The organism is Microbacterium testaceum StLB037, from assembly GCF_008763945.1.
Taxonomy (GTDB): domain Bacteria; phylum Actinomycetota; class Actinomycetes; order Actinomycetales; family Microbacteriaceae; genus Microbacterium; species Microbacterium testaceum_G.
Window position 1 is genome coordinate 409,036 of record NZ_VTQH01000001.1, and the last position, 24,065, is coordinate 433,100.

The following is a 24,065-nucleotide window of genomic DNA, read 5'->3' on the forward strand; positions in this document are numbered from 1 at the left end:
CGTGTCCGGGACGCTTGTCGGTGTCGGAGGCGGTCCCTACGCTCGCAGCAGGCCACGGCGACCGCCCGGCCTCCAGAAGCTGAGGAGCAGTCATGTCGGCACCCGAGAACTGGCGTTTCGAGACCAAGCAGATCCACACGGGCGCGCAGCCCGACCCGGTGACCAAGGCTCGCGCCACCCCGATCTACCAGACCACCTCGTACGTGTTCGACAACGCCGACCACGCCGCGAACCTGTTCGCGCTGGCCGAGTTCGGCAACATCTACACGCGCATCCAGAACCCCACGCAAGACGTCGTCGAGCAGCGCGTCGCGGGCCTCGAGGGCGGCACCGGCGCCCTCCTCGTCGCCAGCGGCCAGGCGGCCGAGACCTTCGCCGTGCTGAACATCGCGCAGGCGGGCGATCACATCGTCTCGTCGAGCTCGATCTACGGCGGCACCTACAACCTCTTCAAGTACACCCTCGCCAAGCTCGGCATCGAGACGACGTTCGTCGAGAACCAGGACGACCCCGAGGAGTGGCGCGCGGCGGTCCGCCCCAACACCAAGCTGTTCTTCGCCGAGACCATCGGCAACCCCAAGATCAACGTGCTCGACATCCGCTCCGTCGCCGATGTCGCGCACGAGGCCGGCGTGCCGCTCATCGTCGACAACACGATCGCGACGCCGTACCTCATCCGTCCCTTCGAGCACGGCGCCGACATCATCGTGCACTCGGCCACGAAGTTCCTCGGCGGTCACGGCACCACGATCGGTGGCGTCATCGTCGACGGCGGCACCTTCGCGTGGTCGGAGCACTCCGACCGCTTCCCCGGTCTGACCACCCCCGACCCCTCGTACCACGGCGCCGTCTACACGCAGGCGGTCGGCGACGGCCTCGCCTACATCATCAAGGCGCGCGTCCAGCTGCTGCGCGACCTCGGAGCGTCGATCGCCCCGCAGAGCGCGTGGCAGCTGATCCAGGGCATCGAGACCCTGTCGCTGCGCATCGAGCGCCACGTTCAGAACGCGCAGGAGATCGCGGAGTGGCTCGAGTCGCACCCCGACGTCGCGACGGTGAACTACTCGGGCCTTCCCACCTCGCCCTGGTACGCCGCGGCCAACAACTACGCCCCCAAGGGCGTCGGCGCCGTGCTGTCGTTCGAGCTGAAGGGCGGCGTCGAGGCGGGCCGCGAGTTCGTCAACTCGCTGAGCCTGTTCAGCCACCTCGCCAACATCGGCGACGTGCGCTCGCTCGTCATCCACCCGGCGTCCACCACGCACTCGCAGCTCACGCCCGAGCAGCAGCTCACGGCCGGGGTGACCCCGGGTCTGGTGCGCCTGTCGGTGGGCCTCGAGAACATCGACGACCTCAAGGCCGACCTCGACCAGGCCCTCACCGCGGCGCGCCGCCTGTCCGAGGCCGCTCGCGCCTGAGCCGCACACGTCGAACGCCCCGCCCCGGTCTTCCCGGGTCGGGGCGTTCGCGTATCCCCTGCGCGAGAACTCGGGGCGTTCGCGTATCCCCCGCGCCAGGACTCGGGGCGTTCGCGTATCCCTCTCGCGTGAGGGGTCGAGAAGTGTCGCCCCGCCGCTCGCTCGGCGACAGAGAACGACCCCTCACGCGAGGGCGAGGTCGGCGCCCGCCGCGGTCACACCTTCTGACGCGGACGCAGGCTCCCCAGGCCCCCGTCGACACCGAGCACCTGTCCGGTCATCCACGCGTTCTCGGGCGCGAGCAGGAACTCCACGGCCCGCGCGACGTCGTCGGGCTCGCCGAGGCGGCCCAGCGGGTGCATCGCCTCCGACACCTTGCGCGACATGTCGCTCGAGGTGAGCTTCTCGGTCAACCGCGTCTGCACGAGGCCCGGCGCCACGGCGTTCACGCGCAGCCCGTGCGCGGCGTAGCTCGCGGCGGCGGAGAGCGTCAGACCGATGACCCCGGCCTTCGCCGCGGCGATCCCGTCGTGGTTCGGCAGCCCCGCGAGGGCCGCCGCCGACGACACGAGCACCACCGCGCCCCCGTCTCGCATGTGCGAGCCCGCCGCACGCACGGCGGCGAACGCTGTCGTCAGCGAGGCCGCGATCAGTTCGTCGTACTGCTCGCGCGAGGTCAGGTGCGCGGGCTTGAGCAGCATGGATCCCGCGAACACCGCGATGCCGTCGAGCTCACCCGCCTCGGCCACGACGCGATCCACGGCGTCGAAGTCCGTGGCATCCAGGGTGAAATCGGGTTCGATCCGCGAGGAATCCCGCGCGGTGGTCACGACGCGGTGTCCCGCGCCCTGCAGTCGTTTCGCCGTCGCCTGACCGATGTCGCTCGAGGCCGCGATGAGGAGGAAGTTCGCCATGCCCGGATCATGACGACCCCACCCGAACGGAAGCGGGTTCTTGACAAGCGCGTCCGCGGTCGTCCGCGACCGTAACAGTCCGATCGACCCTGCCGACACCGGAGAGAATGGATGCCATGGACTGGCAGATCTCCGAAGACACGGTGCCCTCGGCCCCGGTGACGGAGGCCGACGCCCGTTCGCTCCTCGGCCGCCCGCCCGCGACGGGGGCCTGGCGCGACGGCGACCCGGTCGGCGACCGGCGCTTCGCCGCCTTCGGGGCCTTCGAGACCGAGAGCGGCGAGTCCCTCCCGGGGTTCCGCCTCGCCTTCGAGACCTGGGGCGAACTCTCCCCCGCCCGTGACAACGCCATCCTGATCCTGCACGCCCTCACCGGCGACAGCCACGTGCGCGGGGCCGCCGGCCCCGGACACCCCACGGCCGGATGGTGGAGCGACCTCGTCGGCCCGGGTGCCGCGATCGACACCGACCGGTATTTCGTGGTGGCCCCCAACATGCTGGGCGGATGCCAGGGCTCCACCGGCCCCGCGAGCATCGCGCCCGACGGCTACGAGTGGGCCTCGCGCTTCCCCTACCTCACCATCCGCGACCAGGTGAAGGCCCAGGCCCTGCTCGCGGACCGCCTCGGCGTGGAGCGCTGGCACGCGGTCGTCGGCGGCTCGATGGGCGGGATGCACGCTCTCGAGTGGTCGGTCGGGTTCCCCGATCGCGTCGAGCGCGCGGCCATCCTCTCCGCCCCGCCCATCACCACGGCCGATCAGATCGCGCTGAACTCGGTGCAGCTCGACACCGTGCGCGTCGACCCGCGCTTCGCCGGCGGCGAGTACTACGACTCCGGCGACGGCGACGGCCCGCACCGCGGTCTCGCCCTCGCCCGGCGCATGGCGCTGCTCAACTACCGCAGCCCCACCGAGCTGAACCAGCGCTTCCAGCGGTCGTGGCAGTCGGGAGTGAGCCCGCTCGGCCGCGGGGGCCGTTTCGCGGTGGAGTCGTACCTCGACTTCCATGGCAACAAGTTCACCCGCCGGTTCGATGCGAACAGCTACCTCGTCCTCGTCGAGGCGATGAACTCGCACGACGTCGGCCGCGACCGCGACGGCGTCGAAGACGCCCTGCGCCGCGTCACCGCCACCACCCTCGTCCTGGGCGTCGACAGCGACCGCCTGTTCCCCATCGACGGACAGCACCGCATCGCCCGCGGCATCCCGAACACCCTCGACGGAGACAGCGCGATCGTCCTGTCGAGCGACTTCGGCCACGACGGCTTCCTCATCGAGACCGCCGCGGTCGCCGCGCACCTGCGCCGACTGCTCGCGGCTTGACGATCCCGGATGCCGTGAGCCCCCGGCATCCGTCCACCCCCGCCCGAGTCAGCCCTGCGTCGGGATCGATCCGGTGATGGCGGTCTGCGCGGCTTCGGCGGCCGGCATCCGGTGATCGGGGTGGCGTCCGCTGCGGTCCTCGCCCCGGTACGCCACGACGGCGACGACGAGCCCGCCCGCGGCGAGCACCGCCCCGACCCACGCGGGGGCCACGAGACCCAGCCCCGCGGCGATCGCGAGACCGCCGAGGAACGCGCCGAGGCTGTTGCCGATGTTCAGCGCCGAGTGGTTGAGCGCGGCGGCGATCGACTGGTTGTCCTCGGCGACGTCCATCAGGCGGGTCTGGATGGCGGGGCTGAGCGCCGATCCGCAGAACGCCACGAGGAAGGCGAACAACACGAGACTCACGATCCAGCCGGCCGTCAGGGCCAGACCGACGGATGCCACGCCGAGGGCGACGAGGCCCGCGAACAGCCAGAACCGCAGGTCTTTGTCAGCGAGGGCGCCCCCGACGATGTTGCCGATCGTCATGCCGATGCCCACGAGCACGAGCACGATCGAGACGGTCCACTCGGGTTGTCCGGCGACGTCGGTGATCATCGGGGCGATGTAGCTGTACATCGCGAAGAACCCGCCGAAGCCGATCGCGCCGATGCCGAGGGCGAGCCACACCTGGCCGATGCGGAACACCCGCAGCTCGTCGCGCAGGCGACGCCCGGGAGACCCGGGGTGCTTCGGCACGAACATCGCGATGCAGATGGTCGCGAGCAGGAAGATGCCCGTGACCACGGCGAAGGCCGCGCGCCAGCCGACCTGCTGCCCGAGGAGGGTGCCGAGGGGGACGCCGACGACGTTGGCGATGGTCAGACCCGTGAGGACGAAGGCGACGCCCTTGGCACGGTTGCCGGGGCCCAGGGCGTCCGCGGCGACGAGAGCACCGATGCCGAAGTATGCACCGTGCGGGAGACCGGCGAGGAAGCGGGATGCCGCGACGAGCTCGAACGTGGGGGCGATCACCGTCAGGAGGGTGAAGAACGCCAGCGCCGCCGCCAGCACGATCATCACGCGGTGGCGCGGGAAGCGGGCGACGGAGCCGGCGATGGTGGGGGCTCCGACGACGACGCCGAGCGCGTACAGCGAGATGAGCCACCCCGCCTGTGCGATCGCGTCGTCGGGAGATGCCGCCCACGCACCGGGGACGAGCTCGCGGGCGATGTTGGGCAGCAGCCCCATCACCACGAACTCGGTCATGCCGATGCCGAAACTGCCGATGGCGAGAGAAAGGAGCGCCCGCATCGCCGCACCTCTCGAGGTCGTCGAAGAGGTCACCCGCCGATCGTAGTCGGCGGGAGCGGCCCAGGTCGAATCGTTTCGAGAGTCGGGAGTGGCGCCCGCGCGGTTCAGTCCTCGCGCCGCTCCAGCGCGTCCTCGAGGCGCTCGATCTTCCCGTCGAGCTCGCCGGTACGCCCAGGGCGGATGTCGGCCTTGAGCACGAGCGAGACGCGCGAGCCGTACGGCATCACGGCATCCGTCGCCGCTTTGACGACGGCGAACACCTCGTCCCACTCCCCTTCGATCTCGGTGAACATCGAGGTCGTGCGGTGCGGCAGGCCCGAGGCGCGCACGACGGCGACGGCCGCGGCGACCGCATCGTGGACCGATCCGTCGGAGTTCTCCGCGGCGGCGGTGCCGACACCGGACGGGGCGACCGAGAAAGCGATGAGCATGACTCGAGACTACGTCTCCGCCCCACCGGGCGGAACGGCTCGGCCCGCGCCGCGCTCAGCGGCCGGACGAAACCCGGTCGGGGATCGGCCGACGGCCCGTGACGATCTCGCGCAGCCCGGCCGGCGGACGCACGCGCCCCGTGGGAACGCGCACGACACGGACGATCGCCCACACCAGCAGCACGAGCGCGAGCAGGTTGCGCGCCTCGAGGACCACCACCGGGAAGGGGTTCGGGTGCGTGGCCATGAGCCCGTCGTACAGCAGCGGGTACATCCATTGCGTGAGCGCGGCGATCACGAGCGTCATGCCCGCGAACGCGTACCAGCGGCGTCGGTCGATCATGAGCCCTAGGACGACGGGGGCGAACAACCACACGTAGTACTGCGGCGAGCCGACCTTGTTCAGGGCGATGAACGCGGTCACCAGCGCGAGCGACAGCGGCGGGAAGAGCGAGAGGAACGTCGCGCCGCGGCGCATCTTCACCACGCCGACGACCGCGACCGCGACCATCGTGAGCAGCATGATCGGCGTCATCGCGGCGATGAGCGGCTCAGCGCCCGGCCCGGTCACCTGGAAGGTGAGGACGCCGCCGTCGTAGTAGACCTCACTGCCGGGGACGTAGAACGCCGCGAGGAACATGTACAGGCCCCCGACGGGAGCCTCCATCTGGATGCCGCGCGAGGTCTGATCCCCCACGAAACCGAAGACGTAGGGCGCCCCGCCCAGAGCCACCACCGGGATGATGGTCGCGAGCGACACCGCGACCGCTCCCCACACGAGCGCGAGGCGACGGCGCACGACGATGAGGCCGGCGGCCAGGATCGCGGCGGGCCACACCTTCATCCACACCGAGATCGAGAGCAGAAGGGATGCCACGAACGGGCGCCGGAGCATCCAGATGCTGCCGAGAATCGCGAAGGGCACCGTGATGCCGTCGATGCGATACAGGCCCACGGGTCCGATCAACAGGATGGCGGCGAGCCAGAACCACGCGGCGAGCACGCGACCGGTCGAGCGGCCCTTGCCGACCAGCACGACGAAGGCGACGAGGTTGAACAGCGCGACGGTGATCGCCCACGCGGGGGTGTATCCGACGGCCCAGGCGAAGACCCACGCGAAGGTCATCGGCAGGAACGCGAGCTGCGGGTAGATCCACTTCTCGGTGATCCCCGGCCACGCCCATGCGTCGCTGCGCGTGCACGAGGTCACGTCGATGCCGCCGAAGAGCGCGCACCGAGACCACGGTTCGTACACCAGGTAGACGTCGCCCATGGGCTCGTTGGGCTGCTGATAGCCCAGGATCCCCACCACGACGTGTACGGCGACGAACGCGACCAACAGGGGAATGACACGCCTCAACACCGCCTCATCCTAAGCGGGCGGCGCTCGCCGACCTGGACGGACGCCGGTCGCGGGCCGCCGTCTCGTGCCTCGGCGGGGTGAACCGTTACGCGATCGAGTCCCCCCGCACCGCGGCCACGACGCCGGGGAGCGCCTCAGCGACGTCGAGCGCGGTGATCGGTCCGCCGCTTTCTCCAAGGGCGAGGGATGCCACCCGCCCCGCCCGTCCGTGCAGCCATGCGGCCGCCGCGGCCGAGGCGGCCAGATCCTCGATCCCGTCCCGCCCGGCGGCGACCGACCCCGCCAGGACCGCTCCGAGCACGCCCCCGAGCACATCGCCGGTGCCCGCCGTCGCGAGCCACGGTGTCCCCGCCGAGACCCGTCGCATCCACCCTCCCGCCGCGGCGACGATCGTGACAGCGCCCTTCGAGAGCACCACTCCCCCGAAGGCCTCGGCCGTCTCGCGTGCCGCCTTCTCGCGCGCGTCATCGTCGCGGGCGTCGGCCGCCGGCATCCCGAGGCTGTCGCGCAGCCGGTCGAGTTCTCGCGCGTGCGGCGTGACGATCACGGGGGCCGTCGCCGAGGGAACGAGGTCGAGAGCTCCGGCGTCGACGACGACCGGGACGGCGCCCGACAGGATGCCGCGCAGCGCCGCCGTCTCCTCGGCGTCGCGCTCGGCGGCATCCGTGCCCGATCCCATCACCCAGGCCTGCACACGTCCGTCGGCGGTCACGGTCTCGGGGCGTCGTTGCAGCACGAAGTCCTGGGCGCGAGCAGGTCCGAGGTAGCGGACCATTCCCGTGCCGGTGCGCCACGCGGCCTCGACGCCGAGAACGGCGGCACCCGGGTACCGCGTCGAGCCCGTCCGCAGGCCGACCACCCCGCGGGAATACTTGTCATCGTCCGCCGTTGGCTTCCGCAGTGCGCGGGCGACATCCTGCTCGCCGAAATCCTTCGCCGTCATGGCGTCACCCTAGAACGCAAAGGCCCCCATGAGTGCCCTCTTCACACCCCTGTCCATCCGCGATATCGAGATGCGCAACCGCCTCTGGGTGTCTCCGATGTGCCAGTACAGCGCGATCGAGGGCATGCCGAACGAATGGCATCACGTCCACCTCGCGCAGTTCGCGGCCGGCGGAGCGGGACTCGTGATCGCCGAGGCCAGCGCCATCTCGCCCGAGGGCCGTATCTCGCCCGACGACGCCGGCATGTGGACCGATGCCCAGGCCGAGGCGTGGGCTCCGATCGTGGCCGCCATCCGCTCGCGGGGAGCGGTGGCGGGAATCCAGCTCAGCCACGCGGGGCGCAAGGCCTCGACGTCCTCGCCCCTGAGCGGCGCCCGCGGCTCGGTCACGCACGCCGACGGCGGCTGGACGACGGTGGCCCCCTCGGCGCTGGCGTACGACTCCTTCGCCGCCCCCATCGCCCTCGACGCCGCCGGGATCGAGAAGGTCGTCACCGACTTCGCGGATGCCGCCCGCCGCGCCGTTCGCGCCGGATTCCAGGTCGTGGAGGTGCATGCCGCCCACGGCTACCTCCTCCACCAGTTCCTCTCGCCGCTGACGAACCACCGCGACGACGGGTACGGCGGATCGTTCGAGAACCGCGTTCGCCTTCTCGTCCGCGTGACGGAGGCCGTCCGCGAGGCCGCGGGCGAGGCTGCGGTGTTCGTGCGGTTCTCGGCGACCGACGCCGCCCCCGGGGGCTGGGACGTCGCCGACACCGTGGCGGCCGCACGCCTCGTCGCCGACGCGGGCGCCGACCTCATGGATGTTTCGAGCGGCGGGCTCGTGCCCGAGCAGCGCATCGTGCCGGGTCCGGGCTACCAGGTCGACTATGCCGCGGCCGTCCGCCGCGAGACGGGCCTGCCCGTCGCCGCCGTCGGGATGATCGACGACCCCACCTTCGGCGAGCAGATCCTGGCCGACGGCCGCGCCGACGCGATCCTGTCGGGTCGGGAGTGGCTGCGCGACCCGCACTACGCGCTGCGCGCCGCCGCGGCCCTGGGTGCGGACTCCCCCGCCCCCGCGCAGTACCTCCGCGCGTACTGACACCCGCCCCGCCCCACGCGCGAGATCCCGTGATCTCGCCGAAACCACACGCCACGGCAGGTGCTCTCGCCCGGATCACGTGATCTCGCGCCGCACCGCCGTCCCGACGCGCCAGATCACCTGATCTCGCGCGACGACGCCCCCACACGCAGACACCGGATGGTACGAGGCCCAGGCCCCGCGGCATCCGGTGTCTGCGTTCAGGCGAAGCGGCGACGCTCGGTGGCGTCCTGCACCTCGCCGACGAGCTCCTCGATGACGTCCTCGAGGAAGAGCACCGACTGCACGTCGCCGCGCTCGTCGCGCACCTGCGCGAGGTGGCGACCCGAGCGGCGCATGAGTGCCAGGGCGTCCTCGAGGTCGGTGGTCTCGAGCATCGACACCATGTGGTGCACGCGCTTGGCGGGGATGGGGCGGGCCATGTCGGCATCCGATCCCTCCGCCGCGCGCAGCACGTCTTTCAGGTGCACGTATCCGGTGGGGTGCCCGCTCTCGTCGACGATCACGTAGCGCGAGTACCCGTGCTGGGCGACCGCCCGCTCGATCTCGGCCGGCGTGGTGGTCTCGGGCAAGGTCACCAGGGCGCTCACCGGCACGGCGATGTCGGCGGCCTTCTTCTCGGTGAATTCCACCACGGCGGTCACCGTGCCCGCCGAGTCGTCGAGCACGCCCTCGCGGCGCGACTGCGTGACGATGGTGGCCACCTCGTCGAGCGTGTAGGTCGAGGCGGCCTCGTCCTTCGGCTCCACCCGGAACAGGCGCAGCACGTGGTTCGCCGTCCAGTTGAGGGCGACGATGATCGGGTGGAACGCCTTCGAGACGGCGACCAGCGGCGGGGCGAGCATGAGAACGGCGCGATCCGGCAGCGAGAACGCGAGGTTCTTCGGCACCATCTCGCCGAACACCACGTGCAGGTACGACACCAGCAGCAGCGCCACGACGAAGCCGATCACGCCGACGGCGGCCTCGGGCAACCCGGTGAGCCCCAGCGGCCCCTCGAGCAGGTGGTGGATCGCGGGCTCCGAGACGTTCAGGATCAGCAGCGAGCAGATCGTGATGCCCAGCTGACAGGTCGCGAGCATGAGCGTCGCGTGCTCCATCGCGTACAGCGCGGTCTTGGCCGCGCGCGAGCCGCGTTCGGCGTGCGGCTCGATCTGCGAGCGGCGCGCCGAGATAACGGCGAACTCCGCGCCGACGAAGAAGGCGTTGGCGGCCAACAGGACCACTAGCCAGGCGATTCCGGCCCAGTCGTTCATCGCTGGTCACCGCCCTTCGCGGCGCGCACGAGCTCGTCGACGTCCTGCTCGACCGGGTTCGGGGTGAACTGCACTCGGTCGACGCGACGGCCGTCCATGCGCTGTACGGCGAGCCGGCCGTCCTCGAGGTCGACCGTGTCCCCGACGACGGGGATGCGCTCGAGCGCGGCCATGATGTAGCCGCCGACCGTGTCGTAGACCTCTCCCTCGGGCACGCGCACGCCGGCGCGGTCGAGGGCCTCGTCGGGGCGCAGGTCGCCCGGGAAGGTGACGAACGCGGCGGAGCGCACGACACCGGCGCGCGAGCGGTCGTGCTCATCGAGCACCTCGCCCACGATCTCCTCCACCAGGTCTTCGAGGGTCACCACCCCGGCCGTGCCGCCGTACTCGTCGATGACGATCGCCATCTGATAGCCGCGCGAACGCAGCTCCGACACGAGGGCGTCGAGATGCACGGTCTCGGGCACGCGCAGCGGCTCGGTCGACAACGCCGCGACGGGCACCTCGCCGCGCTTCTCCCGCGGCACGCCGATCGCGGCCTTGAGGTGCACGACGCCGACGATGTCGTCCATCGACTCCCCGTACACGGGGAAGCGGCTGTGACCGGTGCGGCGGGCGAGCTGCACCACGTCGTCGGCGGGATCGCCCGCGGCGAGCGCGTGCACGCTGGGTCGCGGGGTCATGACGTCGGCGGCGCTCAGGCGCGCGAAGGTGAGGCTGCGGTCGAGGAGGGATGCCGTGTCCTTCTCGAGCATGCCGGCGCTCGCCGATCGCTTGACCAGGCTCGACAGCTCCTCGGCGGAGCGCGCTCCCGACAGCTCCTCCTTGGGCTCGACGCCCATCGCGCGCAGCACGCCGTTGGCGCTGCCGTTGAGCACCACGATCGCGGGCTTGAACACCGCGGTGAAGGCGACCTGGAAGGGCATGACGAGCTTGGCCGTCTGCCGAGGGATCGCCAGCGCGAAGTTCTTGGGCACCAGCTCGCCGAGGATCATCGACAGCACGGTCGCGAAGCCGACGCCGATGACGGCGGCCACCGAGACGGTGAGCGCCTCGGGCAGCCCCCACGATTGGAAGACGGGCCGCAGCAGGTTCGAGATCGCCGGCTCCATCGTGTAACCGGTGAGCAACGTCGTGAGCGTGATGCCGAGCTGGGCGCTCGAGAGGTGCGTCGAGGTGATGCGCAGGGCGTCGATCGTCAGCGACAGCCGGGTTTCTCCGGCGGCACGGCGCGATTCGAGATCGGCGCGGTCGAGGTTGACGAGGGCGAACTCGCTCGCGACGAAGAGTCCGGTTCCCACGGTGAGCACGAGCCCCACAACCAGCATGACGTAATCCATCAGGCATCACCCCCGCTCGATCGCTCGGCGGAAGAGGGTCGTTGGGGCCTGGGTCTACAACTGGGAGGGTCGTCCATCGTGCGGACGATTCTATTGCAGCCCGGGCCCGACGGCATCCGTCTCGTGCACATCCGCGAGCACTGGAGAGGATGGAGGAATGGATGCCGACACCCCGGCGCAGCACCGTGCCGCCGCCGCGGAACGAGCGGTGCTCGATCGTTATCTTCACCGCTACGGTCCGGTCGCGTGGGCGCACGCCGCGGTGCCCGGTCGCGAGAACCTCCGGATGTGGCACTACTGGTGGCACGCGCACCTGCTGCACGTGCTCGCCGACGCCGAGACGCACCGCCCCGACGCCCGCCGACGTCGCCTCATCCGGCGCGTGGCCCGTGGGGTGACCCTGCGCACCGTCGGACGATGGACGACGCCCTTCTACGACGACATCGCCTGGATGGGTCTTGCCCTCGCGCGGAGCGGGCGGCACCCCCGCGCGCTGCGCAAGATCGCGCGCCTGCTCGCGAATGCCGTGGACCCGACCGTGGGCGCCCTCCCCTGGCGCGTGGGCAGCGAGCTGTACAACGCGCCCGCCAACGCCCCGGGCGGGATGGTGCTCGCCCTGACCGGCCGCCGCACCGAGGCCGCCGGACTCGCCGAGTGGATGGCATCCGTCCTCGACGAACCCGCTTCCGATCTGGTGCGCGACGGCATCGAACGCGGGCAGGTGCGCCCCGACCTGTGGACGTACAACCAGGGCGCGGTGATCGGCCTCGAGCTCCTGCTCGACGGGTCCGCCCCTGCGGGCGGGGCGCGGGATCACCGCGAACGTGCGCGGGCGCTGGTGCGCGCGGTCGAGCGGTGGTGCGCGGACGACGACGGTCTGTTCCCGGCGGCCGGAGGGGGCGACGGCGGCCTGTTCGCCGGCATCCTGGCCCGTTATCTCGCCCAGGCGGCCGTGGAGCTCGCGGAGCGGGGGGATGCCGCGGACGACGACGCCGCTCGCCAGGCCCGGCGCCTCGTGGAACGCAATGCCGACGCCCTGTGGGAGGGCCGCCGCGATGGACTCTTCCCGTCGGATCCGCGTCGTCCCGCCCGGCCGGAGGGCGACGACCTCGACCTCTCGGTGCAGCTGGGCGCCTGGATCACGCTCGAGGCCGCCGCCGGCCTGGAGCGCGCGGTCACCAGCTGACCGGCAGCGCCTTGCCCTCGTCGTACCCGGCGGCCGACTGCAGGCCGACCCGCGCACGCTCGTGGAACTCGGCGACGGTCGCCGCCCCCGCGTACGTGAACGACGAGCGCACACCTGAGGTGATCATGTCGAGAAGGTCTTCCAGGCCCGGTCGCTGCGGGTCGAGGTAGATGCGCGACGAGGAGATGCCCTCGGCGAACAGCTCCTTGCGGGCACGCTCGAAGGGGTCGAGGCCGCCGAAGCGCCCCTGCACGGCCTTCGTCGAGGCCATGCCCCACGACTCCTTGTAGATCCGGCCGCCCGCGTCGGCGAGCAATTCCCCCGGGGCCTCGATCGTTCCGGCGAACCACGAGCCGACCATGACCGAGGCCGCGCCCGCGGCCAGCGCCAGGGCGACATCGCGCGGGTAGCGCACGCCGCCGTCCGCCCAGACGTGCGCACCCACGCTCCGCGCCGCCTCGGCGGTCTCGAGCACCGCCGAGAACTGGGGGCGCCCGACCGCCGTCATCATGCGGGTCGTGCACATCGCGCCGGGGCCCACGCCCACCTTGAGGATCGTCGCGCCCGCACCGGTCAGATCGGCGACGCCGTCGGCGGTCACGACGTTGCCGGCGGCGATCGGGATACCCAGATCGAGGGATGCCACCGCCTGCAGCGCCCGCAGCATCTGCGCCTGGTGACCGTGCGCGGTGTCGACGACGAGCACGTCGACGCCGGCGTCCGCGAGGGCGCGCGCCTTGGTGGCGACGTCGCCGTTGACCCCTACGGCCGCGGCGACGATGAGACGCCCGTCGGCGTCGACGCCGGGGCGGTAGACGGAGGCGCGCAGGGCGCTGCGCGCGGACAGGGTGCCGACCAGCCGGTCGCCGTCGACCACCGGCGCGATGTCGACGCCCGCGGCCTCGATGCGGGCGAAGACCTCGCGCGGGTCGTGCACGTCGGCGGCGTCGATCGGCTCGGCGTCGCGGCGCGCGATGTCGCCGAGGGTCGCGTCGGGCAGAGCCGTGGCCAGACGCCCGGCGGGCACGATGCCGCGCACGTCGGCGAGGTCGACGACACCGTCGGCGCGAGGGGTCGCCACGACGATGCCCCGGCCGGGCACGGCGGGGAGGATCCGGCGGGCATCGGCCACGGTGGCCTCGGGCGGCAGGATCAGCGGGGTGTCCCACGCCGCGGGCTGGGCCTTCACCCACGACACGGCCTCGACGAGGTCGTCGAGCGCCATGTCCTGCGGCAGGACGCCGAGGCCGCCGCGACGCGCCAGGGTCGCCGCCAACCGCGTCCCCGTGACCGAGTTCATGTTGGCCGAGACCAGGGGGAGGGTCGCGCCACTGCCGTCGGCGGGGGCGAGGTCCACGTCGAGGCGGCTTCGCACCTCGGAATGACGGGGGACGAGGAAGACGTCGGAATACGTCAGGTCGACATCGGGCTGCGCACCGGAGAACTCCATGGCATCCACCTCACCACATCAGGGGAATGTAAAGACCCGAAGGGCGTCCAGAAACCTCGGCTAGGCTGGACGGAACGCGAGACGGCGACGTCCGCGTATCCACAGGAATCTTCATCGAGGAAAGCAGGCGATCGACTGTGTCGAGCCAGGTGACGGGCGTCGGTACTTCGAGCGAGGGCGAGTTCGGCGCGAACGAGTGGCTCGTAGACGAACTCTACGAACAGTTCAAAGTCGACAAGCACTCCGTAGACAAGGCCTGGTGGCCGATCCTGGAGGCGTACCACCCGGTCGTCGACGGGTCCTCCGCCGCCGCTCCCCCGCCCTCCGCGCCGCAGGCGCCGGCGGCATCCGAGCCCAAGCCGGTGACGGCCCCCATCCCCGTGGTCGGCCAGGCGCCCGTCGCCCGTACCACCGCCAAGCCGGCCAAGCCGCAGCCCATCCCGGCGCAGGCGCCGAACGCGGTTCCCTCCGCGGCCGCGGAGAGCACCGAAGAAGACCGCGTGACGGTGCTCAAGGGCATGCCGAAGGCGCTGGCGTCCAACATGGACGACTCGCTCACGGTCCCCACCGCCACGAGCGTGCGCACGATCCCGGCCAAGCTGATGATCGACAACCGCATCGTCATCAACAACCACATGTCGCGGACGCGCGGTGGCAAGGTCAGCTTCACGCACCTCATCGGGTGGGCGCTCATCCAGGCGCTCAAGGAGTTCCCGAGCCAGAACGTCTACTACGCCGAGATCGACGGCAAGCCCTCGGTCGTGGCCCCCGCGCACGTCAACCTCGGCATCGCGATCGACATGCCCAAGCCCGACGGCTCCCGCGCGCTGCTGGTGCCGAGCATCAAGCGCGCCGACACGCTCACGTTCGGCGAGTTCCTCGCGTCGTACGAGGACCTCGTCCGCCGCGCCCGCAACAACAAGCTCACGCCGGCCGACTTCCAGGGCACCACCGTCTCGCTGACCAACCCCGGCGGCATCGGAACCGTTCACTCGGTGCCGCGCCTCATGCGCGGCCAGGGTGCGATCATCGGCGCCGGAGCGCTCGACTACCCCGCCGAGTTCATGGGCGCGAGCGAGAAGACGCTCAACGAGCTCGCGATCGGCAAGACGATCACCCTCACCAGCACCTACGACCACCGCGTCATCCAGGGTGCCGGCTCGGGCGAGTTCCTCAAGAAGGTGCACGAGCTGCTCATCGGGCAGCGCGGCTTCTACGACGACATCTTCGCCGCCCTGCGCATCCCCTACGCCCCCATCCACTGGGCGGCCGACATCTCCGTCGACATCTCCGAGCGCATCGACAAGAGCGCGCGCGTGCAGGAGCTCATCAACTCGTTCCGCGTGCGCGGCCACCTCATGGCCGACATCGACCCGCTCGAGTACGTCCAGCGCACCCACCCCGACCTCGAGATCGAGTCGCACGGGCTGACCTTCTGGGACCTCGACCGCGAGTTCGTCACCGGCGGCCTCGGCGGCAAGCGCGTCGCCAAGCTGCGCGACATCCTCGGCGTCCTGCGCGACTCGTACTGCCGCACGATGGGCGTCGAGTACATGCACATCCAAGACCCGGCGCAGCGCCAGTGGTTCCAGCGCAACGTCGAGGTGAAGTACACCAAGCCCGGCCACGACGAGCAGCTGCGCATCCTCTCGAAGCTGAACCAGGCCGAGGCGTTCGAGACGTTCCTGCAGACCAAGTACGTCGGCCAGAAGCGCTTCAGCCTCGAGGGCGGCGAGTCGCTCATCCCCCTGCTCGACCAGATCCTGCAGGGCGCCGCCTCCGCGGGCCTCGACGGCGCGGCGATCGGCATGGCCCACCGCGGCCGCCTGAACGTGCTCACCAACATCGCGGGCAAGACCTACGGTCACGTGTTCCGCGAGTTCGAGGGTGCCGTCGCGATCGGCAGTAAGCGCGGGTCGGGCGATGTGAAGTACCACCTCGGAACCGAGGGAACCTTCGTCGGCGACGCCGGCGACGAGCTCCCCGTGTACCTCGCGGCCAACCCCTCGCACCTCGAGACCGTCGACGGCGTGCTCGAGGGCATCGTTCGCGCCAAGCAGGACCGCAAGCCCATCGGCACCTTCTCGTGGCTGCCCATCCTCGTGCACGGCGACGCCGCGTTCGCCGGTCAGGGCGTGGTCGTCGAGACGCTGCAGATGTCGCAGCTGCGCGGCTACCGGACCGGCGGCACGATCCACGTGGTGGTCAACAACCAGGTCGGCTTCACCACGACGCCAACGGACGCCCGCACCTCGGTGTACGCCACCGACGTCGCGAAGACCATTCAGGCGCCCATCCTGCACGTGAACGGCGACGACCCCGAGGCCGTCGTGCGCGCGGCGGAGCTCGCGTTCATGTACCGCGAAGAGTTCCACCGCGACATCGTGATCGACCTCGTCTGCTACCGTCGCCGCGGTCACAACGAGGGCGACGACCCCTCGATGACCCAGCCCCTGATGACCAACCTCATCGAGGCCAAGCGCTCGGTCCGCCGGCTCTACACCGAGTCGCTCGTCGGCCGCGGTGACATCACCGAGGACGAGTACGAGCAGGCGAAGCAGGACTTCCAGAACCGCCTCGAGGTCGCCTTCGCCGACACGCACGAGGCCGAGACCGGCACGAACCCCGTCGTCACCACCGACGCCGCGGACGAGCCCGCGGTCGGCGCTCCCGAGACCACAGGCGTCTCGCGCGAGGTCGTCCAGCACATCGGCGACGCGTTCGTGAACAAGCCCGACGGCTTCACGGTGCACACCAAGCTGCAGCAGCTGCTCGACAAGCGTCTCGACATGAGCCGCAACGGCAACATCGACTGGGCGTTCGGCGAGCTCCTCGCCTTCGGCTCGGTGCTGATGGAGGGCACGCCCGTGCGCCTGGCCGGTCAGGACTCGCGCCGCGGCACCTTCGTGCAGCGTCACTCGGTGCTGCACGACCGCGACAACGGCCAGGAATGGCTGCCGCTGGCGAACCTCAGCGAGAACCAGGGCCGCTTCTGGGTCTACGACTCGCTGCTCAGCGAGTACGCCGCGATGGCCTTCGAGTACGGATACTCGGTCGAGCGAAGCGACGCACTCGTGCTCTGGGAGGCGCAGTTCGGCGACTTCGCCAACGGTGCCCAGTCGGTCATCGACGAGTTCATCTCGTCCGCCGATCAGAAGTGGGCGCAGCAGTCGAGCGTGGTGCTTCTGCTCCCGCACGGCTACGAGGGCCAGGGGCCCGACCACTCGTCGGCGCGCATCGAGCGCTACCTGCAGATGTGCGCGCAAGACAACATGATCGTCGCGCGTCCCTCGACCCCCGCGTCGTACTTCCACCTGCTGCGTCGTCAGGCGTATCAGCGTCCGCGTCGGCCCCTCGTGGTCTTCACCCCGAAGGCGATGCTGCGTCTGCGCGGCGCGACCAGCCCCGTGGAGGACTTCCTCGAGGGTCGCTTCGAGCCCGTCCTCGACGACAACCGCGGAGTCGACAAGGGCGCGGTGAAGCGCGTCCTGCTGCACGCGGGAAAGATCCACTGGGACCTGCGGGCCGAGCTCGACAAGAACCCGAACCCCGAGATCGCGCTCGTGCGCCTCGAGCAGTACTACCCGGCGCCGATCGAAGAACTGGTCGGCGTGCTGGAGCAGTACCCGAACGCCGAGCTGGTGTGGGTTCAGGACGAGCCCGAGAACCAGGGTGCGTGGCCGTTCATCTCGCTCGAGGTCGCCGACCAGCTCGGTGGCCGCTCGATCCGCCGCATCTCTCGCGCCGCCGCGGCGTCGACCGCGACCGGTTCGCCGAAGGTGCACGCGAACGAGCACGCCGCGATCATGAAGGAAGCGCTCGCGCGCTGATCCCGAAACGCTGACGGGGCCCGATCGACATCCGTGTCGATCGGGCCCCTCGCCGTTTCTCAGATGCTCGCCGTCAGCGCCGCGCGCGCGTCAGACCGTCGCGGAGCGCGCACCGCGGCCCGCCTCGGAACAGGTTCAGGATGCCGGCGCAGCCAGCCCCAGCGTCGGCGCCAGCGCCGGGATCGCATACGCCAGACTGCCGTCGAGCGCCTCTCCGGTGTGCCCCGCGCCCTCGACGATGTGCGTGAGGACGGTGAAGCCCGCCGCCTCCGCAGCCTTTGAATTCGCGAGCTGGCCCGGACCGTAGGTCTTGTCTTCGCTCCCCCACGTGAAGATCGCGGTGTGGCCGGTGTAGGTGCCGGGCGCCGCGGCCGCCATGACCACCGAGGGCTTGTTCGCCTGGAAAGCGGCTGCATCCCCGTTGTAGACGTCCTTGACGGTCTGATCGACGTGCTCCGACCCGGGGAACTCGTTGCCCATGATGTCGAGCATCTGCCCCCAGGTGTCGGGGTACTTCGAGCCGTACAGCGCGGCGCACGAGCCGCCGTTCGAGAAGCCTCCGATGACCCAGTACTTGTGATCGGTGATGATGTTGAGGTTCTTCTCGGCCCACTGCGGCACCAGCTGGTTGATGTAGGTCGCGACGGCACCGTACTTCGCCGAGTCGACGCACGTGGGGTCGCGGTCGGGCGCGGTGAGCTGATCGACGACGATCGCGATGGGGGCGAGTCCCTTGTTCTTGGCCGCGAAGGCGTCGAGCGCCTTGGCCAGGGCCGTCGGATCGGGCGAGCCGGGCTGGCCCATCATGAAGACGAGGAGCGGGAGCGCCGGGGGGTTGGCGACCTGAGCGGCGGGCGGCAGGTACAGCGAGGCGTCGCGGGCGGCGTACTGCCCCGTGGGGATCTTCGTCGCGCCGGTCAAAGCACTGACCGACCCCTTCGTCGGCATGTCCGCCGGCGGGTCCCACCTCTGGTAGAGCGTCGCGGGGTCTCCGCCGGTCGCGTCCTGCGGCGGGAGGGTCGCCGGGTCGAGTGCCTGGACACCGAGGATCGCCGCGAGATTGTGGGTCACGCCGTACGACGTGTTCACCCCGAGGGTCCCCGCCAGAAGCGCGGCGATGACCGTCACCACGCCGAGGACTCTCCGCGGCCAGGGGGCTCGGAAGATCCCGACGATCCCGACGGCGACCGCGATCGCCGCCCCCGTCGCCCACCAGATGGCGCCGCCGGGCAGCGGTCCCTGGAAGGTCCCCATGGCCTCGAGGATCTTCGCCACGATGAACATGACCACGCCGGCGCCGACCCCGACGATCGAGGTGAGGATGAGCCGGCGCACGCGCCACAGGAGGACACCGGCCAGCCCCAGCGCGGCGACGATCGCGCTCACGGTGAGCATGGGGCTGTCGATCAGTTCGAACGACAGGATGAACTTGTTCACCGGCGGCCCTCCCAGGCGGTTCGGGCCAGGGCGACCATCTCCCGGCGGGACGCATCGGGCAGATACGCGCGTCCGACGGCGGCGCCGATCGCGGGCAGCTCGAGCGGATCTCGGTAGGCGAGGGCCAAGGGCCGGTAACGGGGCCGGAACTTGCCCTTGAACCGGAAGAGCGAGGCGAAGCCGTAGGCCGGCTCCAGAACCTCCGCCAACCACCGCAGCAACGCGCGCAGAGGAGCGGGATCACCGTCGACGACCTCGTCGGGGTCGTCGGCGAGGGGGGCACCCGACAGGCTCAGGACGGTCGCGCCCTCCTCCTGCAGTTCGAGGGCCGCCTTGGCGATGAGGAACTCCATCATGCCGTTGGGCCCGTCGGTGCGCCGGCGCATGAAGTCGAGCGTCCAGCCCGTGATCTCTCCCGCCGTCCAGGACGGCATCCAGCTCGTGACCGCTTCGATGCGATCGTCGGGGCCGATCGCGAGCAGCAGCCGCACGTCGCGATCGCGCAGCTCGTCGAGGGAGCCGAGGGTGAAGCCCATCTCGGGCAGCGCCCGGTCGGCCACCCACTCCTCGTCGATCGCGATCACCTGCGACGCCTGTCCGACGCTCAGCTCGTGCCATCGCGACCACACGGCGGTGTAACCCTCCCGCTCGGCACGCGTGAGCGGCTGCCGCACCTTCTGCCACGTCTTGCCGGCGAAGGTGAGGCCGGGCAGATCCATCACCGTCTCGACCCCGACCGGGACATGCCTCCATCCGAGCGCAACGAGGTCGTCGAGGGTGTCGCTGTGGATGCTGTAGAACGCGGGCGTCCAGCCGTGTTCGACGCAGTAGTCGGTGAAGCCGCGCAGAGCCTCGGCGCGGCGTCCCTCGGGCGCGAGCGGATCCCCGACGGCGAGAGCCACGTCTCCGCTCAGGCGATAGGCCACCGCGCACTCCCGGTCGGCCGAGTACCAGTGGCTGTTGCCCGCCCACGTGCCGAGGAAGCCGAGAGTGTCGCTCCCCCGCCGCAGAAGGTCCCGGTAGTGACCGTCGTCGACCGCCGCGGGGCGCCGCGAGCGGCGGTAGAGCCAGAGGATCGCCGCCACCACGATCGCCCAGAACAGCACGCCGATCCACTGGTACGCGAACAGCGCCGGCCCGCTGTGCGGGAACGCGGTCGACCCTCCCGGGTGCGTGAATGCGGGAGGGAGGAACCGTCGCAGCGTCAGTCCGAGCAGGTCGAGGATCGAGACGTCGCGGTCGAAGGCGCGATGACCGACGGCCTCGACCACGAAGAGCGTCGTCGCGCAGGCGAGGAAGGCCAGCGAGACCACCGCCGCCACGATCCGCGCCGCGCGACGGGTCGCGCGCACGGAGAACCGGGCGCGAGCGACGAACAGGGCCGCAGCGAGGGCGAGGGGGATGACGATCGTCGCGATCGCCCAGAGCACGTACTCCGCACCGCTGCCGTCGACCCAGGGGTCGATCCGCAGACGGCCGTCGACCAGCGAGACGACGGGAAGGACCGCGGATGCCACGAGCACGAACTCCGCGACCATCCAGGCCGAGCGCCGGCCCTGGCGCAGACCCCACGCGGCCACCAGGAGCAGCGCGAGCGGCACGATCGCGAGCAGGGCGGGACCGGCGCCGCGGGTCATCAGCAGCGCGATCTGCTCATCGCAGACCGACGAGGCGACCGAGCCGCACTGCGCGAGCAGTTCGTCGTCGTACTGTGTGTAGGCGTCGACGACGAGCGAGAGCGGACCTCGACCTCCGCCGCTGATCAACGCCACGATGGGCCCGCTCCCCACGACCGCGACCAGCAGCGCGAGCAGGGTGCGCGTCTCGCGCGTCGAACTGCGATGCCAGGACCGTCGCTCGCGCCCTCGCGCGAGGACGGCGCCCACGAACAGCCCGATGACAGCGGACGACAGGCGGTACCAGGAGTCCGCGTCGCCGGCGTAGAGCGCGAAGAGCGCCAGCAGGGCGAAGCCCACCAGGCGCAGCCGACGGCGCCACAGCGTCGGGGCGAACGCGGATCCGGCCATGACGGCGCCGGCGATCGCGGTCGTGGGGTCGAGGACGGGGACCTCGGCGGCGACGACGGGGCGGAGGTCGGTGATCGTCCAGGCCGCGGCGTGGAACCCGATGCCGACGAGCAGACCGCTCAGCCCGATGGCGACCAGGAGGACGCTCGTGCGCCGTGACCCGACCAGCCGCTCGACGGCGGCCAGGGCGGTCAGGGCGAGCACCACCGACGAGAGGGCGTCGATCGCGGAATCGGGGATGACCAGCGCCGTCAGCAGCGTCCACCACCGGCCGCTCGCGAAGGTCGCCAGGGGCCCTGCCCCCCAGGCGGTGGCGTCTTCACCCCAGAGCGACCCCGTGGCCGCCGCGGACGCCACGACGACGACCGCGACGACGACGGCGACGGGATTGTGCGAGACGTATCGACGCAACGCTGCACCGACAGCCGTCAGGCGCGACGGCGCTCGTTCGGCGATCGGAGGGGCGGCGGATTCGGACATCGGCGAAAGCGTATTGCCAAATGCTATGAGAAGGCGTCAGTACCAGATATCGAGCAGCGGGGTGGACTCGGGGGCGAAAGTCCGGTCCAGATCGGCCAGCGCCTCGACCGCGCCGCTCACCAGCCCCGTCTGCGCCAACTCCGTGGGGCGAACCCCGCCGAGCAGGATCGACCCCAGCGCCCCCACGGTCAGCTCGACGTCGGCGGCGGGGTCGCCGTCGACCGCGGCCACCTCGGCCTCGCCGTCGGCTCCCACGTGCAGACGCCATGCTCCCGCGGCGAATCCGAGCGGGTCGGTCACGCGCAGCACGAGATCGAGGCCCGCCGCGTACCGGCGCGCGGTCAGAGCGCCCGGCACGTCGAGGATGCGGAGCCAGTGGTGATCGGTGAGCGTCGCTTTCACTGCGCGCCGGTCAGCGACCATCCACTGCACCGGCGGCACGGCCGGCTGCAGCCACGCCTTCACCCGGCCCACGAGATCGTGCTCGATCGCGAAGCGCCAGAGCGCCGCAGACGCCTCGCCGTCGACGGCGAAGATCGCGCGGACGTCGAGATCGTGCGACGAGAAGTCGTCGCGTTCGTCGATCGTGTACACGAGGATCCCGGTCTCGTCGCCGTCGGCGTCGCGGTAGGACACCGCGCGCACCTTCTCGGCCGACTTGTCGCCGGGTGCGAGCCCGGCCACGCCGCGCCACCGCCCGTCCCACCCCGGAACCGAGCCCGGACGCTGCACGCGCACGCGCTCGTGCACCGCGCTCAATCGCTGCACCACGGCGTCGCGCGGGACGAAGTCCAGCCGCCCGGGAGCCGTCGGACCCGTCCACCGGGCACGCCCCGTATCGATCTCGACGTCGGAGGCCCACGCGGCAGGAGAGAACCCCCACCGGCCGTAGATGGTCGCCTCGGTGACCGTGAGCCCGGCCACGGCGAACCCCGCCGCCGCGGCCGTGCGCAGCTCGCCGCCGATCATCGAACGCGCGATGCCCCGACGGCGGTGCGTCGGTGCGACCGTCACGGCGCTGATCGACCACAGGGCCGTCGTCCGACCGGGTGAGGTCGTGAGCTCGGACGCCCACGAGTCGATCGTTCCGACCGGCACCTCGGGCTCGACGCCTCGTCGGTCGTAGACCGCCGTGAGGCGCCGCGTGCGCAGCGTCGTGCGGGCGTTCTCCGCCTCGTCGTCGGTCGACTCCCCGCCGAGGAAGCCCCGGGCCACGGCTCGCTGGAACGGGCGGAACCCGTCACCGTCGGCGTCCACTCGCGCGTACTCGAGCCCGGAGGCGGCGAGGTCGGCGGCAGAGGTCTGGTCGAGGGGCAGCGTCAGGGTGTCGATGGATGCCATGACCCCAGCCTAGGGACCCCCTCCGACACCGGAGGAGACCCGGCTCACGTCCGCCCGCGGGTCAGTGCGTCGCTTGGATGGCGCGCAGGCGCGAGAGCACCTGATCGCGCAGTTCGTCGGGCGCGGTCTCCTTGCACGCGCGCGCGACCACCTCGGTCAGGGTGCGTGCCACGAGGGCCTCGTCCTGGCATCCGGGGCAATTCTCGAGGTGCTCGCGGATGTCCGCCTGCTGGGTCTTGCAGACCTCGTTGCGAAGGTATTCCTCGAGGTCGCGTCGCGCCTTGTCGCAGCCGCAGTCGCTCATTTCGTCTCTCCCGTCGCGGCCTGGATGCCGCGCTCCTTGGCGTAGTCCGACAGCAGGTCGCGCAGCAGCCGCCGGCCGCGGTGCAGGCGGCTCATGACCGTGCCGATCGGGGTTTTCATGATGTCGGCGATCTCCTGATAGGCGAAGCCCTCGACGTCGGCGAGGTACACCGCCATCCGGAAATCCTCGGGGATCGACTGCAACGCGTCTTTCACGACGGATGCCGGCATGTGGTCGATCGCTTCGGCCTCGGCCGAACGGGCGCTGCTCGCGGTGGTCGACTCGGCCCCGCCGAGCTGCCAGTCCTCGAGGTCGTCGATCGCGCTCTGGTAGGGCTCGCGCTGCTTCTTGCGATACGTGTTGATGTACGTGTTCGTCAGGATGCGGTAGAGCCACGCCTTGAGGTTCGTGCCCTGCGTGAACGTCGCCCACGAGCCGAAGGCCTTCACGAAGGTCTCTTGAACGAGATCGGCCGCGTCCGCGGGATTGCGCGTCATGCGCATGGCAGCGGCATACAGCTGGTCCATGAAGGGCAGAGCCTGCTCTTCGAACTGTTCGCGGGGCTCCGTCTGTGGGCCGGCGTCGGCGGTGTCGTTCATCGCGCGCCAGTCTACGTCGGGCATGCCCGACAGCACCGGGCCGG

18 protein-coding genes are annotated in these 24,065 nt (G+C 70.9%); 5 read left to right on the forward strand and 13 right to left on the reverse strand.

What is annotated here, in order from left to right; genetic code table 11:
• The first annotated feature begins 92 nt into the window (after positions 1-92).
• Positions 93-1,415, forward strand: coding sequence for a bifunctional o-acetylhomoserine/o-acetylserine sulfhydrylase (locus F9B98_RS02030; protein ID WP_150952154.1), 1,323 nt, complete (start codon positions 93-95; stop codon positions 1,413-1,415).
• Between the two features lie 215 nt (positions 1,416-1,630).
• Here the strand turns inward: F9B98_RS02030 and F9B98_RS02035 are convergent, their stop codons facing one another.
• Positions 1,631-2,329 carry an SDR family NAD(P)-dependent oxidoreductase gene (locus F9B98_RS02035; protein ID WP_150952158.1) on the reverse strand — a complete coding sequence of 233 codons (699 nt, stop codon included), beginning with the start codon at positions 2,327-2,329 and terminating at the stop codon, positions 1,631-1,633.
• A gap of 116 nt (positions 2,330-2,445) precedes the next feature.
• Between F9B98_RS02035 and metX the strand changes: the two genes are divergently transcribed.
• Positions 2,446-3,651, forward strand: a complete 1,206-nt coding sequence (metX, locus tag F9B98_RS02040; protein WP_150952161.1) for a homoserine O-acetyltransferase MetX — start codon at positions 2,446-2,448, stop codon at positions 3,649-3,651.
• Between the two features lie 48 nt (positions 3,652-3,699).
• On the opposite strand, the gene F9B98_RS02045 is transcribed toward metX, so the two are convergent.
• The 4 genes from F9B98_RS02045 to F9B98_RS02060 all read right to left on the reverse strand — a co-directional run bounded on the left by F9B98_RS02045 (position 3,700) and on the right by F9B98_RS02060 (position 7,684).
• Positions 3,700-4,947, reverse strand: a complete 1,248-nt coding sequence (locus F9B98_RS02045; protein ID WP_150955757.1) for an MFS transporter — start codon at positions 4,945-4,947, stop codon at positions 3,700-3,702.
• 104 nt (positions 4,948-5,051) lie between these two features.
• Positions 5,052-5,378, reverse strand: a complete 327-nt coding sequence (locus F9B98_RS02050; RefSeq protein WP_150952164.1) for an MTH1187 family thiamine-binding protein — start codon at positions 5,376-5,378, stop codon at positions 5,052-5,054.
• 55 nt (positions 5,379-5,433) lie between these two features.
• Positions 5,434-6,741, reverse strand: coding sequence for a glycosyltransferase family 87 protein (locus tag F9B98_RS02055; RefSeq protein WP_150952167.1), 1,308 nt, complete (start codon positions 6,739-6,741; stop codon positions 5,434-5,436).
• An 85-nt stretch (positions 6,742-6,826) separates the two neighbouring features.
• Complete coding sequence (locus tag F9B98_RS02060) at positions 6,827-7,684, reverse strand: NAD(P)H-hydrate dehydratase (protein ID WP_150952172.1); 858 nt, start codon at positions 7,682-7,684, stop codon at positions 6,827-6,829.
• Positions 7,685-7,712: 28 nt separating this feature from the next.
• On the opposite strand from F9B98_RS02060, the gene F9B98_RS02065 reads away from it, so the two are divergent.
• Positions 7,713-8,771 carry an NADH:flavin oxidoreductase/NADH oxidase gene (locus F9B98_RS02065; RefSeq protein ID WP_150952174.1) on the forward strand — a complete coding sequence of 353 codons (1,059 nt, stop codon included), beginning with the start codon at positions 7,713-7,715 and terminating at the stop codon, positions 8,769-8,771.
• Between the two features lie 200 nt (positions 8,772-8,971).
• Here F9B98_RS02065 and F9B98_RS02070 read toward each other — a convergent pair whose 3' ends face one another.
• Both F9B98_RS02070 and F9B98_RS02075 read right to left on the reverse strand, forming a co-directional pair.
• Entirely contained in the window at positions 8,972-10,027 is a 1,056-nt protein-coding gene (locus F9B98_RS02070) for a hemolysin family protein (RefSeq protein WP_150952177.1), read from the reverse strand.
• Complete coding sequence (locus tag F9B98_RS02075) at positions 10,024-11,367, reverse strand: hemolysin family protein (RefSeq protein WP_150952179.1); 1,344 nt, start codon at positions 11,365-11,367, stop codon at positions 10,024-10,026. Before F9B98_RS02075 ends, F9B98_RS02070 begins: the two co-directional genes overlap by 4 nt.
• Before the next feature lie 157 nt (positions 11,368-11,524).
• Here F9B98_RS02075 and F9B98_RS02080 point away from each other — a divergent pair, with 157 nt between their 5' ends.
• Complete coding sequence (locus F9B98_RS02080) at positions 11,525-12,553, forward strand: glycoside hydrolase family 76 protein (protein WP_150952182.1); 1,029 nt, start codon at positions 11,525-11,527, stop codon at positions 12,551-12,553.
• Here the strand turns inward: F9B98_RS02080 and F9B98_RS02085 are convergent.
• On the reverse strand, positions 12,543-14,003 hold the full coding sequence (locus F9B98_RS02085; RefSeq protein WP_150952184.1) for a GuaB1 family IMP dehydrogenase-related protein: 1,461 nt from the start codon (positions 14,001-14,003) through the stop codon (positions 12,543-12,545). The two genes, F9B98_RS02080 and F9B98_RS02085, sit on opposite strands and share 11 nt — an antisense overlap.
• A 137-nt stretch (positions 14,004-14,140) precedes the next feature.
• On the opposite strand from F9B98_RS02085, the gene F9B98_RS02090 reads away from it, so the two are divergent.
• On the forward strand, positions 14,141-17,833 hold the full coding sequence (locus F9B98_RS02090; RefSeq protein WP_150952187.1) for a multifunctional oxoglutarate decarboxylase/oxoglutarate dehydrogenase thiamine pyrophosphate-binding subunit/dihydrolipoyllysine-residue succinyltransferase subunit: 3,693 nt from the start codon (positions 14,141-14,143) through the stop codon (positions 17,831-17,833).
• Between the two features lie 135 nt (positions 17,834-17,968).
• On the opposite strand, the gene F9B98_RS02095 is transcribed toward F9B98_RS02090, so the two are convergent.
• The 5 genes from F9B98_RS02095 to F9B98_RS02115 all read right to left on the reverse strand — a co-directional run bounded on the left by F9B98_RS02095 (position 17,969) and on the right by F9B98_RS02115 (position 24,045).
• Positions 17,969-19,270 (reverse strand): alpha/beta hydrolase, encoded by a 1,302-nt coding sequence (locus F9B98_RS02095; RefSeq protein ID WP_150952190.1) that lies wholly within the window; start codon positions 19,268-19,270, stop codon positions 17,969-17,971.
• On the reverse strand, positions 19,267-21,777 hold the full coding sequence (locus F9B98_RS02100) for a bifunctional lysylphosphatidylglycerol flippase/synthetase MprF (protein WP_150952193.1): 2,511 nt from the start codon (positions 21,775-21,777) through the stop codon (positions 19,267-19,269). The genes F9B98_RS02095 and F9B98_RS02100 overlap by 4 nt, the downstream gene beginning before the upstream one ends.
• Positions 21,778-21,813: 36 nt before the next feature.
• On the reverse strand, positions 21,814-23,118 hold the full coding sequence (locus tag F9B98_RS02105) for a GNAT family N-acetyltransferase (RefSeq protein WP_150952196.1): 1,305 nt from the start codon (positions 23,116-23,118) through the stop codon (positions 21,814-21,816).
• A gap of 61 nt (positions 23,119-23,179) precedes the next feature.
• The gene (locus F9B98_RS02110; protein ID WP_150952200.1) at positions 23,180-23,422 is read right to left on the reverse strand and encodes a zf-HC2 domain-containing protein; all 243 of its coding nucleotides are present in this window, start codon (positions 23,420-23,422) and stop codon (positions 23,180-23,182) included.
• Positions 23,419-24,045, reverse strand: a complete 627-nt coding sequence (locus tag F9B98_RS02115; protein WP_150955762.1) for a sigma-70 family RNA polymerase sigma factor — start codon at positions 24,043-24,045, stop codon at positions 23,419-23,421. The genes F9B98_RS02110 and F9B98_RS02115 overlap by 4 nt, the downstream gene beginning before the upstream one ends.
• Between the last annotated feature and the right edge of the window lie 20 nt (positions 24,046-24,065).

Coding starts and splice junctions, on each gene's coding strand:
- F9B98_RS02050 (WP_150952164.1), bottom strand. CDS start 5,378: ATGCTCATCGCTTTCTCGGTCGCCCCGTCCGGTGTCGGCACCGCCGCC.
- F9B98_RS02075 (WP_150952179.1), bottom strand. CDS start 11,367: ATGGATTACGTCATGCTGGTTGTGGGGCTCGTGCTCACCGTGGGAACC.
- F9B98_RS02060 (WP_150952172.1), bottom strand. CDS start 7,684: ATGACGGCGAAGGATTTCGGCGAGCAGGATGTCGCCCGCGCACTGCGG.
- F9B98_RS02085 (WP_150952184.1), bottom strand. CDS start 14,003: ATGGAGTTCTCCGGTGCGCAGCCCGATGTCGACCTGACGTATTCCGAC.
- F9B98_RS02065 (WP_150952174.1), top strand. CDS start 7,713: ATGAGTGCCCTCTTCACACCCCTGTCCATCCGCGATATCGAGATGCGC.
- F9B98_RS02030 (WP_150952154.1), top strand. CDS start 93: ATGTCGGCACCCGAGAACTGGCGTTTCGAGACCAAGCAGATCCACACG.
- F9B98_RS02035 (WP_150952158.1), bottom strand. CDS start 2,329: ATGGCGAACTTCCTCCTCATCGCGGCCTCGAGCGACATCGGTCAGGCG.
- F9B98_RS02110 (WP_150952200.1), bottom strand. CDS start 23,422: ATGAGCGACTGCGGCTGCGACAAGGCGCGACGCGACCTCGAGGAATAC.
- F9B98_RS02080 (WP_150952182.1), top strand. CDS start 11,525: ATGGATGCCGACACCCCGGCGCAGCACCGTGCCGCCGCCGCGGAACGA.
- F9B98_RS02070 (WP_150952177.1), bottom strand. CDS start 10,027: ATGAACGACTGGGCCGGAATCGCCTGGCTAGTGGTCCTGTTGGCCGCC.
- metX (WP_150952161.1), top strand. CDS start 2,446: ATGGACTGGCAGATCTCCGAAGACACGGTGCCCTCGGCCCCGGTGACG.
- F9B98_RS02105 (WP_150952196.1), bottom strand. CDS start 23,118: ATGGCATCCATCGACACCCTGACGCTGCCCCTCGACCAGACCTCTGCC.
- F9B98_RS02045 (WP_150955757.1), bottom strand. CDS start 4,947: ATGCGGGCGCTCCTTTCTCTCGCCATCGGCAGTTTCGGCATCGGCATG.
- F9B98_RS02115 (WP_150955762.1), bottom strand. CDS start 24,045: ATGCCCGACGTAGACTGGCGCGCGATGAACGACACCGCCGACGCCGGC.
- F9B98_RS02100 (WP_150952193.1), bottom strand. CDS start 21,777: ATGTCCGAATCCGCCGCCCCTCCGATCGCCGAACGAGCGCCGTCGCGC.